Source organism: Streptomyces sp. NPDC002328, from assembly GCF_042890065.1.
Lineage (GTDB): Bacteria > Actinomycetota > Actinomycetes > Streptomycetales > Streptomycetaceae > Streptomyces.
This window is the reverse complement of sequence record NZ_JBIARQ010000001.1, coordinates 450,262-465,968: the sequence shown is the minus strand read 5'-3', so window position 1 is coordinate 465,968 and position 15,707 is coordinate 450,262. Positions and strand designations below refer to the sequence as shown.

General features: G+C 74.2%; 8 protein-coding genes. All 8 read right to left on the bottom strand.

What is annotated here, in order from left to right; all coding sequences use genetic code 11:
* Nucleotides 1-186 precede the first annotated feature (186 nt).
* Nucleotides 187-2,898 carry a pyruvate dehydrogenase (acetyl-transferring), homodimeric type gene (gene aceE, locus ACFYX4_RS02085; RefSeq protein ID WP_389324289.1) on the bottom strand — a complete coding sequence of 904 codons (2,712 nt, stop codon included), beginning with the start codon at nucleotides 2,896-2,898 and terminating at the stop codon, nucleotides 187-189.
* A 345-nt stretch (nucleotides 2,899-3,243) separates the two neighbouring features.
* Nucleotides 3,244-3,693: a hypothetical protein gene (locus ACFYX4_RS02080; protein ID WP_389324286.1), complete on the bottom strand. Its 450-nt coding sequence runs from the start codon at nucleotides 3,691-3,693 to the stop codon at nucleotides 3,244-3,246.
* Nucleotides 3,694-3,912: 219 nt separating this feature from the next.
* Nucleotides 3,913-8,424 (bottom strand): HAD-IC family P-type ATPase, encoded by a 4,512-nt coding sequence (locus ACFYX4_RS02075; RefSeq protein WP_389324283.1) that lies wholly within the window; start codon nucleotides 8,422-8,424, stop codon nucleotides 3,913-3,915.
* A gap of 125 nt (nucleotides 8,425-8,549) precedes the next feature.
* Entirely contained in the window at nucleotides 8,550-9,200 is a 651-nt protein-coding gene (locus ACFYX4_RS02070; RefSeq protein ID WP_389324280.1) for a GntR family transcriptional regulator, read from the bottom strand.
* 209 nt (nucleotides 9,201-9,409) lie between these two features.
* Nucleotides 9,410-11,218 (bottom strand): 2-oxoglutarate dehydrogenase, E2 component, dihydrolipoamide succinyltransferase, encoded by a 1,809-nt coding sequence (gene sucB, locus ACFYX4_RS02065; protein WP_389324277.1) that lies wholly within the window; start codon nucleotides 11,216-11,218, stop codon nucleotides 9,410-9,412.
* A gap of 70 nt (nucleotides 11,219-11,288) precedes the next feature.
* Nucleotides 11,289-12,677, bottom strand: coding sequence for a dihydrolipoyl dehydrogenase (gene lpdA / locus ACFYX4_RS02060; protein WP_389324274.1), 1,389 nt, complete (start codon nucleotides 12,675-12,677; stop codon nucleotides 11,289-11,291).
* A gap of 309 nt (nucleotides 12,678-12,986) precedes the next feature.
* The gene (locus ACFYX4_RS02055; protein WP_389324271.1) at nucleotides 12,987-14,525 is read right to left on the bottom strand and encodes a leucyl aminopeptidase; all 1,539 of its coding nucleotides are present in this window, start codon (nucleotides 14,523-14,525) and stop codon (nucleotides 12,987-12,989) included.
* 299 nt (nucleotides 14,526-14,824) lie between these two features.
* On the bottom strand, nucleotides 14,825-15,655 hold the full coding sequence (locus tag ACFYX4_RS02050; protein ID WP_389324268.1) for an adenosylcobinamide-GDP ribazoletransferase: 831 nt from the start codon (nucleotides 15,653-15,655) through the stop codon (nucleotides 14,825-14,827).
* Between the last annotated feature and the right edge of the window lie 52 nt (nucleotides 15,656-15,707).

Sequence of the window (15,707 nt, the reverse complement as noted above, 5' to 3'; positions counted from 1 at the left end):
AACCAACCACATTCTTTTTGCGCGGGGCAGCACGATTCCTTGGATTGAGGCCCCCCCCCGCGGGCGGGGGGGGGGGGGGCCCCCCCCCCCCCCCCCCCGGCCTGTGCCCACCCACCACCTGACTCGGTAGGGAGAAGGGTGAGGTCGTCCAGCCCGTCCGGGGGCGAAGCCCCCGGGGCGGGAGGACTACAGGCCGTACTGCTCCCGGGCTTCCTTCACCGACGTCGCCTTCACTTCGCCCCGCTTCGCCAGCTGCGCCAGCGCCGCGACGACGATCGACGGCGCGTCCACGCCGAAGTGACGGCGAGCCGCCTCGCGGGTGTCCGACAGACCGAAGCCGTCGGCGCCCAGCGAGGACCACTCCTGCTCGACCCACTGCGCGATCTGGTCGGGAACCTGACGCATGTAGTCGGACACCGCCAGCACCGGCCCGTCCGCGCCCTGGAGCGCCTGACGGACGTACGGCACCCGCTCCTCGCCCCGCAGCAGCGCCGCGTCGGCCTCCAGCGCGTCGCGGCGCAGCTCGGTCCAGGAGGTCGCGGACCACACGTCGGCGGCCACACCCCAGTCCTCGGCGAGCAGCTTCTGCGCCGCGAGGGCCCAGTGGATCGCCGTACCGGAGCCCAGCAGCTGGATGCGCGGCGCGTTGGCGGCCGGGGTGAGCCCCGCCGACTCCGCCGTGTTGAAGCGGTACAAGCCCTTGACGATGCCCTCGTCGATACCGAGGCCCGCCGGCTTGGCCGGCTGCGGCAGCGGCTCGTTGTAGACGGTCAGGTAGTAGAAGACGTCCGAGTCCTCGCCCGGGGCCGCCTCGCCGTACATCCGGCGCAGACCGTCCTTGACGATGGTGGCGACCTCGTACGCGAACGCCGGGTCGTACGTCAGCGCGGCCGGGTTGGTCGCCGCGATGACGGGGGAGTGCCCGTCGGCGTGCTGGAGGCCCTCGCCCGTCAGCGTCGTCCGGCCGGCCGTCGCGCCGACGAGGAAGCCGCGCCCGAGCTGGTCGCCGAGCTGCCACATCTGGTCGGCCGTGCGCTGCCAGCCGAACATCGAGTAGAAGATGTAGAACGGGATCATCGCCTCGCCGTGCGTCGAGTACGACGTCGAAGCGGCGATGAAGTCGGCCATCGAACCGGCCTCGGTGATCCCCTCGTTGAGGATCTGGCCGTTCTGGGCCTCCTTGTAGTACATCAGCTGGTCGCGGTCGACCGGCTCGTACGTCTGGCCCTTGGGGGAGTAGATCCCGAGGGACGGGAAGAGGCTCTCCATGCCGAAGGTGCGCGCCTCGTCGGGGACGATCGGCACCCAGCGCTTGCCGGTCTCCTTGTCGCGGACCAGGTCCTTGACCAGCCGGACGAAGGCCATGGTGGTGGCCACGTTCTGCGAGCCGGAGCCCTTGTCGAAGGAGGCGAACGCCTTCTCGGCGGGCGCGGGCAGCGGGGCGACCGGCTGCACGCGGCGGGCCGGGGCGGGTCCGCCGAGGGCGGCGCGGCGCTCCTGGAGGTAGCGGACCTCGGGGGAGTCGGCGCCGGGGTGGCCGTAGGGGACGACCCCGTCGACGAAGGCGCTGTCCGCGATCGGCAGCTCCAGCAGGTCGCGCATGGTCTTGAACTCGTCCACCGTCAGCTTCTTCATCTGGTGGTTGGCGTTCTTCGACGCGAAGCCCGGACCGAGGGTGTGGCCCTTGACCGTCTGGGCCAGGATGACCGTCGGCGCGCCCTTGAACTCGACCGCGGCCTTGTAGGCGGCGTACACCTTGCGCGCCTCGTGGCCGCCGCGGGAGAGGTGGAAGCACTCGAGGATCTTGTCGTCGCTCAGCAGTTTCGCCATCTCGGCGAGCGCCGGGTCCTTGCCGAAGAAGTCCTCGCGGATGTAGGCGGCGTCGCGGGTCTGGTACGTCTGCACCTGGGCGTCCGGCACCTCGCGCAGCCGGCGCACGAGCGCGCCGGTGGTGTCGAGCTGGAGCAGCTCGTCCCAGGCCGTGCCCCACAGCGTCTTGATCACGTTCCAGCCGGCGCCGCGGAACTGGGCCTCCAGCTCCTGCACGATCTTGAAGTTGGCGCGGACGGGGCCGTCGAGGCGCTGGAGGTTGCAGTTGATGACGAAGGTCAGGTTGTCCAGACCCTCGCGGGAGGCGAGCGCGAGCGCCGCCGTGGACTCCGGCTCGTCCATCTCGCCGTCGCCGAGGAAGGCCCAGACGTGGGAGGCGGAGACGTCCTTGATGCCGCGGTTGGTCAGGTAGCGGTTGAAGCGCGCCTGGTAGATCGCGGAGAGCGGGCCGAGGCCCATCGACACCGTCGGGAACTCCCACAGCCAGGGCAGCCGGCGCGGGTGCGGGTACGACGGGAGGCCGTTGCCGCCCGCCTCCTGACGGAAGTTGTCGAGGTGGTGCTCGGTCAGCCGGCCGTCGAGGAAGGCGCGGGCGTAGATGCCGGGGGAGGCGTGGCCCTGGATGTAGAGCTGGTCGCCGGAGCCGGGGGAATCCTGGGATTCCTTGCCCTTGAAGAAGTGGTTGAAGCCCGTCTCGTAGAGCCAGGCCGCGGAGGCGAAGGTGGCGATGTGGCCGCCGACGCCGTGCTTGCTGCCCCGGGTCACCATGGCGGCCGCGTTCCAGCGGTTCCAGGCGGTGATCCTCGCTTCCATCGCCTCGTCGCCGGGTACGGCGGACTCGGCGACGGTGGGGATGGTGTTGACGTAGTCCGTCTCGAGCAGCTTGGGCAGCGCGATGCCGTTGCCCTCGGCGCGCTCCAGCGTGCGCCGCATCAGGTATGCGGCACGGTGCGGCCCGGCCGCCTTGGCGACCGCGTCCAGCGAGGCCTGCCATTCGGCGGTCTCCTCCGGATCCCGGTCGGGGAGCTGGTCGAGCGCGCTCGGCTGGATGGCGTTGGGGTCGGTCATGTCGCCGCCTTCCTCAGTCGAAGGGGGTTCCCTCATCGATCGGGGTTCGGGTGCCCTTGGTCTTTGGCAGGACAGGGCGGTGGGGCGGTGGTGCTGTGACACCGTGCGGCTCGCGCCGCGTTTGCCCGTCGGCGACAATAACTCCCTGATCGATGATCGATCAAAGGGTTGAGGCGCAAAACCTCTTGATCACGAGAAAGTAGGCACGGGGTGCCTCCGGCGGGGGCACGGGGTGTCGCCGCCGGGGAGGGTTTGTGCAGGTGGGGAGTGTGTGAGGTTTGAGCGGGGGACTGCTCGGGTGTCGTCTGCCGGGTTCGGCCCCTTGGGGGTTGTCGTGGGCCTGAGTCAGGCGGTTGCCGCCTGCGGGGTGGTGGGGGCCTCGCGGGTCTGCTCGCGTCCCTCCTCCTGCCGGCTTCGGCTGCGGGCCTTCTGTTCGCGGGTGATCACCTCGGTGGCCGCGCCCACCGCGAGGGCGACCGGCCATTCCAGGGCTCCGGCGACGGCCATGCCGCCGAGCATGCCGTAGTAGGCCAGCTTGCGGCCGGAGGGGAGCCGTGAGGCGGCTCCTCGGACGCCGGTGAACATGTCGCCGGGGGTCACATAGGGGATGGTGACCCTGGGGTGCGCGGTGTGGAGGTGGACCACCTTGCCGCCGGAGTGGCCGTTCTGGTGGTGCGCCGTCTCGTCGCGGCTCTCCGGGGGCGCCTCGGGCCGGGTCGTGCCGGTCTCGGCGGCCTCGGTCTGGGTCGTCTGCGTGGGCTGTGCGGGCTGTTGCTGTGGCTGCGGGGAAGTCATCTCGGTCCTCCCGTGGTGCGTGGTGGGGGTCCCCCGCCCCGCCTTCCAACCTCGGACCCCGATAAACCCGTAAAACTGTGGCAATCGGGATGTATTGCGCCGGGCGCGCGCCCGCATGGAACGCCTTCCAGAGGTGCAGCGCTCCCAGAGGTGCAGCGCTCCCAGAGGTGCAGCGCTCCCTGAGGTGCAGCGCTCCCAGAGGGGCGCGGGGCCCGCCCCTCAACCGATCCGCCCCACTCCAGCACCGACCCACCTGGCCGCCGGCCAGGCGACCGCCGCTCCGAGGGCGATCGTCCAGCCCACGGGCCCCAGCGGGCGGTTGCCGAAGAAGTGGCTGAGGCCCGGGACCGTCACCACCACCGCCAGCGTCAGCAGAGAGCCGACCACGGCCAGCGCGACCACCGGATCCCGCCCCGCGTCCGCCAGCGTCTGGAACAGCTGGGAGGAGACGAGGGCGACCAGCGCGACCGTGTCGGCGTGCCCGCGGGTGCCGGTCGCCCGGGCGATCACCCAGGCGACGGTCGCCGCCGCCGTCGTGACGACGGCACGCGCCCGGATCTGGCGCGTGAGCGCCGCCCCGAGCGAGGCCTCCGGCCCCTCCGCGAGCAGCTTGTCCGCCCGTTCCGCCGGCGGCCGGGCGGCGATGGCCAGCGCCGGCAGCATGTCCGTCAGGACGTTCACCAGCAGCAGCTGACGCGCGTTCAGCGCACTGCCCCCGGTGAGCACACTCGTCGCCAGCGTGAAGACGATCTCCCCCACGTTGCCGCCGAGCAGGATGCCCAGCGCCTTGCGCACCGACGCCCACATCGCCCGCCCCTCGACGATCGCGTCCACGATCGTCTCGATCCGGTCGTCGGTGACCACCACGTCCGCCGCGGAACGCGCCGCCGGCGTCGCCCGGGACCCGAGCGCGATGCCCACGTCGGCGATCCGGATCGCGGGCGCGTCGTTCGCGCCGTCACCCGTGACGGCGACCGTCCGCCCGGCCGAGCGCAGCGCGGTGACGATACGGACCTTGTGCGCCGGCGTGACCCGCGCGAACACCGTGATCTCCGGCAGCGTGCGCGCGAGCGCGGCCTCGTCGAGGGCCTCCAGCTCCGCCCCCGTCATCAGCCGCGGCTCCTCCTCGGGCCGCAGCTCCCGGGCGATCGCGGCGGCGGTGCTCGGATGGTCGCCGGTCACCATCACGATGCGCACCCCGGCCTTCGCCAGCCGGCGCACGCTCTCGGACGCCGTGGCCCGCACCGGGTCCGCGAGCCCCAGCAGGCCCAGCAGACACAGGCCGTCGAGATTGTCGTCGCTGACGTCCGCGAGTTCCGCGAGGGCGGCGTCGTCCCGCGGGGCGTCGGACGGCAGGACGCGCTCGGCGACCGCCAGCACCCGCAGCCCCTGCCGCGCCAGCCGGTCGACCTCCGCCTCGATCTCCTCCCGGCCCCCGCCCCCGAACGGCTCACCGGTCCCGAACGGCTCCCCGGCCTCGCCGGAGGCCCGCTCGCCCCCGGACCCCTCGCCCCCGGAGGGCCCCCCGCCCCGGCGGATCCGCTCACACCGCGCCAGGACGACCTCCGGCGCCCCCTTGACGACGATCCGCGCCCGCCCCCCGGACCGCCCCAGCACGGCGTGGAAGCCCCGCGCCGGCTCGAACGGCAGCTCCGTCACCCGCTCCCACGTCTCCGAGGCGAACCCGGCGGCCCGCGCGGGGGCGATCCCGAGCAGCTCCGCGCCGGCCGCGATCGCCCGGTCGGTGGGATGCGCGAGCCCCGCGGCGGGCCCCGGGGGACCGGCCAGCGCCGCCGTCGCGAGGACCCGGCGCAGCGACGGGGTGAGCCGCTCCGGCGGACGCCGCTCCCGCCCGTCCGACACCTGCTGGAGACTGATCCGGCCCTCGGTGAGCGTGCCGGTCTTGTCGAAGCAGAGCACGTCGGTGCGCCCCAGCGCCTCGATCGTGGAGGCGCTGCGGACCAGCGTGTCCCGGCCGGACAGCCGACGCGCCGCCGCCAGCTCCGCGACCGTGGCCACGAACGGCAGCCCCTCCGGCACGGCCGCCACGCACAGGCTGACCGCCGACCCCAGGGCCGCGCCCAACGGCCGTCTGCGCAGCACGTCCACGGCGAACAATGCGACCCCCGCCGCCACCGACATCGGCAGGAACCACCGGCCCAGCGCCTTCAGCCGCCGCTCCACCCCGCTCTCCGGAGGACCGCCCTCCGGGCCCGCCTCCGCCGCGCCGCCCGCCTCGGTGGCGGAGCCGGTGGCGACGACCACGGCGAGCGCGTGGCCCGCGGCCACGGTGGTCCCCTGGTAGAGCATGGACGTCCGGTCCGCGACCGCCCTGGCCGCGTTCGGCGCGGCGGTCTTCAGCACCGGCAACGACTCACCCGTGAGACTCGACTCGTCGGCCTCCAGCCCCGTCGCCCGCACCACCCGGCAGTCGGCCGGGACCGCGTCGCCCGCGTCCAGCTCGACCACGTCGCCGGCGACCAGGTCCTCGGCCGCCGCCTCGACCGCCTCGGCCCGGTCCGCGCGGCGCACCCGCACCCGTACCGACGTCGCCTCCACCAGCCGTCGCGCGGCGCGGTCGGCCTTCTGCTGCTGCACCCCGCCCACCAGCGCGTCCACCCCGAGCACCCCGCCGATGAGCACGGAGTCCACCACCGAGCCGAGCGCCGCGGAGATGCCGCCGCCGACGGCCAGCACGGGAGTGACGGGATTGGCCAGCTCCTCCGCGAACCTGCCGAGGAACGTGACCGCGCCGTCCCGCCGGTCCCGGCCGCCGCCCTCCCGGCGCCGGGCGGCCTCGGCCTCGTCCAGACCACGGGAGCCCGACCCCAGACGGCCCATCACCTGACGTACCGTCATGGCGTGCCACGGCGTGCGCTCGACGACCGCCGGCACCGGACGGCCGCTCAGTCGCCGGGCCGCCCAGAAGCCCGTCGTCATCCCCGCCACGGTCACCGCGTCCGACAGCAGACGCACCCGCGCCCAGGCCCCCGGGCGGGGCAGGAGCAGGGCCAGTGCCGAGCCCACGGCGGCGCCGGCGCCCTCCAGCCGGCTGCACACCACGCCCACCCGCCGGGCCTCCGGCAGGGCGGTCAACAGCAGATGGGCGACCTCGGGCGGGGCGGCGACCGGGGCGTCCCACGGCACCCGGCGCGGGCCCGTGAGCACGCCGACGCCCAGATCCGCCTGCGCGAGCGCGCATCGGGCGCGCGCCGACACCACCGCGACGCCGTGGCCCCGCGCCTGGAGCGAGCGCACCAGCGCGACGGTGCGGCGGCGGCCGGTGGGGTGGGCCTGGGCGAGCCCGAACCTGTGGTGCAGCCCCGCCGGCCCGCCCACCAGCCGCACCTCGCCGCACGCACGCGCCGCACGCACCAAGTGGTGCGAGAGCGCGTGCAGTTGGGGCACCAGCCCGGCCACGGCCACGGGCGTCCCCTTCCGTACGACGAGCAGGACCCGCACGCCTTCCCCGGCCCAGCGCGCCGCCTGCGCCGCCGTCTCCCGCGGGACCGCCGCCGCCTCTCCCTCCCCCTCGGGGGCGCCGCCCTCTCCGCCGAACGGCCGCAGCTCCCAACCCGCCCGCCGGCGGCCCTGTTCGAGCAACTCGTGGATCCGCGCGTGGACTTCGTCGTCGTCGAGATCGCTTCCCCGCGGTCCGAGACGCACCACGTGCTCGACCGTCCAGCCGCCCGTCGCCAGCACCCGGGCGTCGAGGACGACGGTGTCGATCCGGTCGAGACGACGCAGCGCCTCCGGCCGCAGCACCAGCGCTCCCCGCTCGGACGCGGTCCGCGCCACCGACGACGCGAACGCCTCCTTGCCGTACCGGGGACCCCTCGGCGTCCCGGCCGCGAGCAGGGCGAGACCCCGGTCGTGGCTGAACGTGCCGAGCGCGGTGAGCCCGTACCCGCCGACAGCCGCGGGGACCGCGACCCGGGCGTACCGCTCGCCGGGGCCCGGCGGCAGCGCGGCCGGACGCCGCTGGACGGCGACCGCGTCATGGCGGTAGGCGCCCTCGTGCGCGGCCAGCCGGTGCGCCCACTCCTGCCACACCCGGTGGCGGGCCCGCGCCTCCGCGTACCGGGCGCCGGCCGTCGCCACGCCCAACGCGGCGCCGATGGGCCGGAAGGTCAGCGTGTTCAGCAGCAGGTTGGCGACGGCCCAGCCCCGTTCGGCGCCCGACTCCCCGAGCCGGCGGGCCACCGCCTCGCGCACCCGGGGCGTCGCCTCCGCGAGCTGGACCACGGACAGCACCACCGGCGGCAGCCCGCGCCACCGCAGCAGCCCCCCGGCGGACGCCGCCCCGACGCCCACCATCCCGGCCCCCATCTGCACGGCGGCCTCGACCCGGGCCCCGCCGGCCCCGGGGAACCCGACGGCGCGGCCCTCGCCCTCGCCGGCCTTCCCGGCGGCCGCGCCGTCCGCCGCCGTCACCGCGGCGACCAACCGGTCCAGGTCCGTCTCAGGCCCGCAGCCCACGTACACGCAGCCCAGCGCGCCGTTCACCTCGGCGCGGCTCACGCCCGGGACCTCGCGCAGCGCGGACTCCGCCGCGCGGGCCGCGGTCGCCGTCCCCGGGCGGCCCAGGCGGCGTGTCTCGATCTGGACCCCGCCCTCGGTCCGCCACAGCCGGGGTCCGCGGGGGCGCAGCACCCCCGCGGCGGAGCGCAGCGCGCGCGAGAGGAGGGAGCGGGGCAGTGCGGTCGAGGAGAGCAGTCCGGGCCAGATCACGCGGCCTCCACCCAACGCCGGCGGGGCGTCGACTACGGCGTCCCGGAAAACACACGGGCCCCACCAGTATGAGCCGCCCCACCGACTCCGTCCTGCGCAGGAGCCACCAGGCCGCCGCCCGGCTCTCAGACCGTGTCGGAGTCAGCGCCGTCGGCCGCGCGGGGGGCGCAGCCCAGGACGTGTTCCTTGACCAGGCGGCCGATGTCCGGGTCCCGTCGCTGGAACGCCTCCACCAGTGCCTGGTGCTCCTCCGCGTAGGACTGCTGCACCGTGCCCAGCCAGCGGATCGACAGCGCCGTGAACACCTCGATGCCCAGGCCCTCCCAGGTGTGCAGCAGCACCGAGTTGCCCGCCGCGCGCACCAGCTCGCGGTGGAAGCCCACCGTGTGCCGCACCTGCCCGGTGCCGTCCGCGGCGCGGTCGGCCTCGTACAGGGCAGCCACGTGCGTCTCCAGGGCCGAACAGTCCTGCGCCAGCCGCTGGGCGGCCAGCTCCGCCGCGATCGCCTCCAGACCGGCCCGGACCGGGTAGCTCTCCTCCAGATCGGCCGCGGTCAGATTCCGCACCCGTACGCCCTTGTTGGGCGCGGACTCGATCAGCCGCAGCGACTCCAGCTCGCGCAGCGCCTCCCGCACCGGCGTCTGGCTGACCTCCAGCTCGGTGGCGATCCGCCGCTCCACGATCCGCTCGCCCGGCTTCCAGCGACCGCTGACGATCCCCTCCACGATGTGCTCGCGGATCTGTTCGCGCAGCGAGTGGACGACGGGCGCGGTCATGAGTGCTCCTTAGGGAGGGGCCGCCCATCGGCCCCTGGGGCGGTGACGTGGAGAAACAATACGGCCGACAGCCCGTCCCGGCAGGGGGCGCGGGGGCGCTTTCCCGCAGGTGAGACGAGACTTACACACCCAGGAAACGCGGCGACGCCCCCGCCGGGAGCCCGAGGGCTCCGGCGGGGGCGCCGTACGACCGTACGCAGGTGAGCGACTCAGAGGCCGAGCTCGACCTCGAACTCGCCCGCCTCCAGGATCGCCTTCACCGCGGTCAGGTAACGCGCGGCGTCGGCGCCGTCCACCAGACGGTGGTCGTAGGACAGGGTCAGGTACGTCATGTCGCGGACGCCGATGACCGTGCCCTCCTCCGTCTCGATGACGGCCGGACGCTTCACCGTCGCGCCGATGCCGAGGATCGCCACCTGGCCCGGCGGCACGATGATCGTGTCGAAGAGCGCACCGCGCGAACCGGTGTTGGAGATGGTGAAGGTCGCGCCGGACAGCTCGTCCGGGGTGATCTTGTTGGCGCGGACCTTGCCCGCCAGCTCCGCCGTGGCCTTGGCGATGCCCGCGATGTTGAGGTCGCCGGCGTGCTTGATGACCGGGGTCATCAGGCCCTTCTCGGAGTCCACCGCGATCCCGACGTTCTCGGAGTCGAAGTAGGTGATCGTGCCCTCGGCCTCGTTGATCTTGGCGTTGATGACCGGGTGGGCCTTCAGCGCCTGGGCCGCCGCCTTGACGAAGAACGGCATCGGGGAGAGCTTGACGCCCTCGCGCGCGGCGAAGGAGTCCTTGGCCTGGGCGCGCAGCCGCATCAGGCGGGTCACGTCGACCTCGACCACCGAGGACAGCTGCGCCTGCTCGTGCAGGGCCTTGACCATGTTGTCGCCGATGACCTTGCGGATGCGCGGCATCTTGACGGTCTGACCGCGCAGCGGCGAGGCCTCCAGCACCGGGGCCTTCTTCGCGGAGGCGGCCGGAGCGGCGGCGGCGGGAGCCGGGGCAGCGGCGGCGGCCTTCGCGGCCTCGGCGGCGGCGAGGACGTCCTGCTTGCGGATCCGTCCGCCGACGCCGGTGCCCTTGACGGCGGCCAGGTCGACGCCGTTCTCGGCGGCGAGCTTGCGCACCAGCGGGGTGACGTACGCGCCGTCGTCGCCGACGCCCGCGGGAGCGGCCGGGGCCGCCGGGGCGGGAGCGGGAACCGGGGCGGACGGCACCGGCTCGGGGGCCGGGGCGGTCTGCTGCTGCGGGGCCGGGGTGGTCGGCGCCTGCGGGGCCGGGGCCGGAGCGGGCGCGGCAGCCGGGGCGGGAGCCTCGGCGGCCGGAGCCGGAGCCGGAGCGGGCTCGGCCGGAGCGGCCGGGGCAGCGGCGGCGGGGGCGGGGGCGGCGGCCGGAGCCGCGCCCGGGGCGCCGATGACGGCCAGCTTCGCGCCGACCTCGGCGGTCTCGTCCTCGCCGACGACGATCTCCAGCAGCACACCGGCGGTGGGCGCGGGGATCTCGGTGTCGACCTTGTCCGTCGACACCTCGAGCAGCGGCTCGTCGGCCTCGACGGAGTCGCCGACCGACTTCAGCCAGCGGGTGACGGTGCCCTCGGTGACGGACTCGCCGAGCGCGGGCAGGACCACGTCGGTGCCCTCGGCGGAACCGCCGCCGGTGGCCGCCTCGGCGGTGGGAGCGGGGGCCGGGGCCTCCTGCTCGGTGGAGGGGGCGGCCGCGGCCGGCTCGGGAGCGGGCTCGGCGACCTCCTCGGCGGCGGGGGCCGGGGCGGCAGCCGGCGCGCCGGTGCCGTCGTCGATGACGGCCAGCTCGGCGCCGACCTCGACGGTCTCGTCCTCGGCGACCTTGATGGAGGCCAGGACGCCGGCGGCGGGCGAGGGGATCTCGGTGTCGACCTTGTCGGTCGACACCTCGAGCAGCGGCTCGTCGGCCTCGACGCGCTCGCCCTCGGCCTTCAGCCAGCGGGTGACAGTGCCCTCGGTGACGCTCTCGCCGAGCGCCGGAAGGGTTACGGAAACCGCCATGGTTTCTGTTGCTCCTTACGAATTGCGGAAGTCTGGATCGTCGCTTCGCAGTGCGGTGACCGAGGGTCGGTCAGTCGTGCGCGTGCAGCGGCTTGCCCGCCAGGGCCAGGTGGGCCTCGCCGAGGGCCTCGTTCTGCGTCGGGTGGGCGTGGACGAGCTGGGCGACCTCGGCCGGCAGCGCCTCCCAGTTGTAGATCAGCTGGGCCTCGCCGACCTGCTCGCCCATACGGTCGCCGACCATGTGGACGCCGACCACGGCGCCGTCCTTGACCTGGACGAGCTTGATCTCGCCCGCGGTCTGGAGGATCTTGCTCTTGCCGTTGCCCGCCAGGTTGTACTTCAGAGCGACGACCTTGTCCGCGCCGTAGATCTCCTTGGCCTTGGCCTCGGTGATGCCGACGGAGGCGACCTCCGGGTGGCAGTACGTCACCCGCGGGACACCGTCGTAGTCGATCGGGACGGTCTTCAGACCGGCCAGGCGCTCCGCCACCAGGATGCCTTCGGCGAAGCCGACGTGCGCGAGCTGGAGCGTGGGCACCAGGTCGCCGACGGCGGAGACGGTCGGGACGTTGGTGCGCATGTACTCGTCGACCAGGACGTAGCCGCGGTCCATGGCGACGCCCTGCTCCTCGTAGCCGAGGCCCTGCGAGACGGGGCCGCGGCCGACGGCGACGAGCAGGACCTCGGCCTCGAACTCCTTGCCGTCGGCGAGGGTGACCTTGACGCCGTCCTGGGTGTACTCGGCCTTGGAGAAGAAGGTGCCGAGGTTGAACTTGATGCCGCGCTTGCGGAACGCGCGCTCGAGGAGCTTCGAGGAGTTCTCGTCCTCGACCGGGACGAGGTGCTTCAGACCCTCGATCACCGTGACGTCCGCGCCGAAGGACTTCCACGCCGAGGCGAACTCGACGCCGATGACGCCGCCGCCGAGGATGATCGCGGACTTCGGCACGCGGTCCAGGACGAGGGCGTGGTCGGAGGAGATGATCCGGTCGCCGTCGATCTCCAGGCCCGGCAGCGACTTCGGCACGGAGCCGGTCGCGAGGAGCACGTGACGGCCCTGGATCCGCCGGCCGTCGACGTCGACGGAGGTGGGGGAGGACAGTCGGCCCTCGCCCTCGATGTACGTCACCTTCCGGGAGGCGACAAGACCCTGGAGCCCCTTGTACAGGCCGGAGACGACGCCGTCCTTGTACTTGTGGACCCCGGCGATGTCGATGCCCTCGAAGGTGGCCTTGACGCCGAACTGCTCGCTCTCGCGGGCCTGGTCGGCGATCTCGCCCGCGTGCAGCAGGGCCTTGGTGGGGATGCAACCCCGGTGCAGGCAGGTGCCGCCGACCTTGTCCTTCTCGATCAGGGCGACGTCCAGGCCCAGCTGGGCCCCGCGCAGGGCCGCGGCGTAACCACCGCTACCGCCGCCGAGGATCACTAGGTCGAAAACGGTGCTGGCGTCGTTCGCCACGTCACGTCCTCCATGCATGTGCGCCGTGCGCCGGTCGTCGCTGACCGCCGGCGGCTGGTGTCCGGCCGCTCTTTCTTCGGCCCTGTGGTGGGGGCCCTGTCCTGCCGAGCCCCATCTTTGCACTTGTGGGAGACGGACGAGACGCCGGGCTGCTGTGTGAGACGCCCACGCTCGCTTGTGACAAGGGCGACGGCACCCACCAAGGGGCGCGGGCAACTGCGCGACCAGCCCCACACGGCCCGCACCCGCCGCGCGACGGGTCGACCCGAGTGATGAGGCGCACAGTCCCCCGCGTCCCAGAAGCGGGCGTCAGCCCAAGTCACCCGCGGCGGTCAGCTCAGCGAGCCGCACAAGTGTCCGCACAGCCGTACCGGTCCCGCCCTTGGGCGTGTACCCGAAGGGCCCGCCCTCGTTGAACGCCGGCCCGGCGATGTCCAGGTGCGCCCAGGTGATCCCCTCGCCCACGAACTCCCGCAGGAACAGCCCCGCGACGAGCCCGCCGCCCATCCGCTCGCCCATGTTCGCGATGTCGGCGGTGGCCGAGTCCATGCCCTTGCGCAGGTGCTCCGGCAGCGGCATCGGCCAGGCCGGCTCGCCGACCTCCTCCGCCGCCTCGAACACCGCGGAGCGGAACGCGTCGTCGTTCGCCATGATCCCGAACGTGCGGTTGCCCAGCGCCAGCATCATCGCGCCGGTGAGGGTCGCCACGTCCACGATCGCGTCGGGCTTCTCCTGCGAGGCCGCCCACAGCGCGTCGGCGAGCACGAGCCGTCCCTCGGCGTCGGTGTTCAGCACCTCGACCGTCTTGCCGCTGAACATCCGCAGCACGTCGCCGGGGCGGGTGGCGGAGCCGGAGGGCATGTTCTCGGCCAGCGCCAGCCAGGCGGTGACGTTGACCTCGAGACCGAGGCGCGCGACGGCGACGACGGCCGCGAAGACCGCCGCGGCACCGCTCATGTCGCACTTCATCGTCTCGTTGTGGCCGGCCGGCTTCAGCGAGATGCCGCCCGAGTCGTAGGTGATGCCCTTGCCGACGAAGGCGAGGTGCTTCTTCGCCTTGGAGGAGGTGTACGACAGCTTCACCAGGCGCGGGGCCGACGCGGAGCCGGAGCCGACGCCCAGGATGCCGCCGTAGCCGCCCTTGACGAGGGCCTTCTCGTCGAGGACCTGGACCTTGACGCCGTTCTCCTTGGCCGCGCTCTGCGCGACCGCCGCGAACGCCTCGGGGTTGAGGTCGTTCGGCGGCATGTTGATCAGGTCGCGGGCCCGGTTGAGCTCCTCGGTGACGGCGGTGGCGCGGGCGAGGGCCGCCTTGTGGGCGGCGTCGCGCGGCTTGCCGCCGAGGAGGACGGCCTCGGCGAGCGGGGCCTTGCCGTTCTTGGCCTTGGGGTCCTTGGCGCTCTGCTTGTAGGTGTCGAAGGAGTACGCGCCCAGTCCGACGCCCTCGGCGACGGCGCCCAGGTCGGCGGCGTCCGTCACGGGCAGCGCGAAGGCGGCCTTCTTGGACCCGGTGAGGGTGCGGGCGGCCACACCGGCCGCCCTGCGCAGCGCCTCGGCGTCGTAGGCGGCGTCCTTCTCGGGCTCTCCGCCCAGACCCACCGCCAGCACGAGCGGCGCCTTGAAGCCGGCGGGGGCGGGCAGCTTCGTCACCTCGCCCTCGGCGCCGGTGGCGCCGAGGGTCTCCAGGACGGCGGCGAGCCGGCCGTCGTAGGCCTTGTCCACGGCCTCGGCGCCCGGGGCGACGACCAGGTTCGCGGACCCGGAGGCAGGGCCCTTGGCGACACCGATCACGATCGCGTCGGCCCGCAGGCCGGGCGCCGCGGCGGTGCTGAGAGTGAGAGCAGTCACGGTGGTGAAATCTCGCTTCCGATGTGAAGTTGCGGTGGCCGAATGCGGTGGGTCGACCGGCCCGACGGCCGACCCTAGATCCGGGCCGGGGGAGCGGTCGTCACCGGGGTGTGTCCCACCGGCGCGGCGAACCGGTGGGGCGAACCCCGCAATGAGCCTACGCGTGCGCGTGCGTTCGCTCATGCATGCGGGTGTTCACCTGGCGGTGGCGTCATGGCCATGAGCCGATCCTCGCACCCCGGGAGCCGCCCCACCTACGGCAAACAGGACAGTCGTGGGGGGCCGTTCGACCACGAGCCCTAGCCCAGACAGAGCACCACCAGTGCCGTCGTGGCCGCCGTCTCGGCGAGGCCGCCGAACACGTCGCCGGTGACGCCGCCGAAGCGGCGGACGCAGTGGCGCAGCAGGAGTTCGGCGGCGGCGACGCCGAGGACGACCGCGAGGGCCGCGCGGACGGCGTCGTAGGGGCCCGCGAGCGCGCCCGCGCCGGCCGCGGCGGCGACGCAGACGGCCACGACGGCCACCGCACCCCGCGCGGGGACGACCCCGGCGACCGCCGCGCCCAGCCCCTCCGGCCGGGCGGCCGGCACCCCGGTGCGCGCGGCCAGGGTGAGCGCCAGCCGGGCCGCGACCGCCGAGACGAGGGCCGCGGTCGCGCCGCGCGCCCAGGAGTCGCCGTAGAGCTGCGCCAGCGCGGCGGTCTGGGCGAGCAGGACGAGGACCAGGGTGAGCACGCCGAACGGCCCGATGTCCGACTGCTTCATGATCCGCAGCGCGTCCTGCGCGGGCCGCCCGCTGCCCAGGCCGTCCGCGGTGTCGGCCAGCCCGTCCAGGTGCAGACCGCGCGTCAGGACGGCGGGGACGGCGGCGGAGGCGACCGCGGCGAGCAGCGGGCCCGCGCCCGCGAGCAGCGCCAGGAGTCCCAGCCCGGCCGCGCAGCCGCCGACGACCAGCCCGACCGCCGGGGCGGCGGTCATGCCCCCGCGCGCGGCCGCCCGGTCCCAGCGGGTCACCCGGACCGGCAGCGCGGTCAGCGTGCCGAAGGCGAAACGGAGGCCGTCGGGGACGGAGGCCGGGGACGACGGGGGTGGGGGCGGCGCGGGGGGCGGGGGCGGCGGGGGTGTGGACACCGGCGCAGGTTACCCGGCGGTCGGACGGGCGCCTCCGGAAGACCGGGACGAA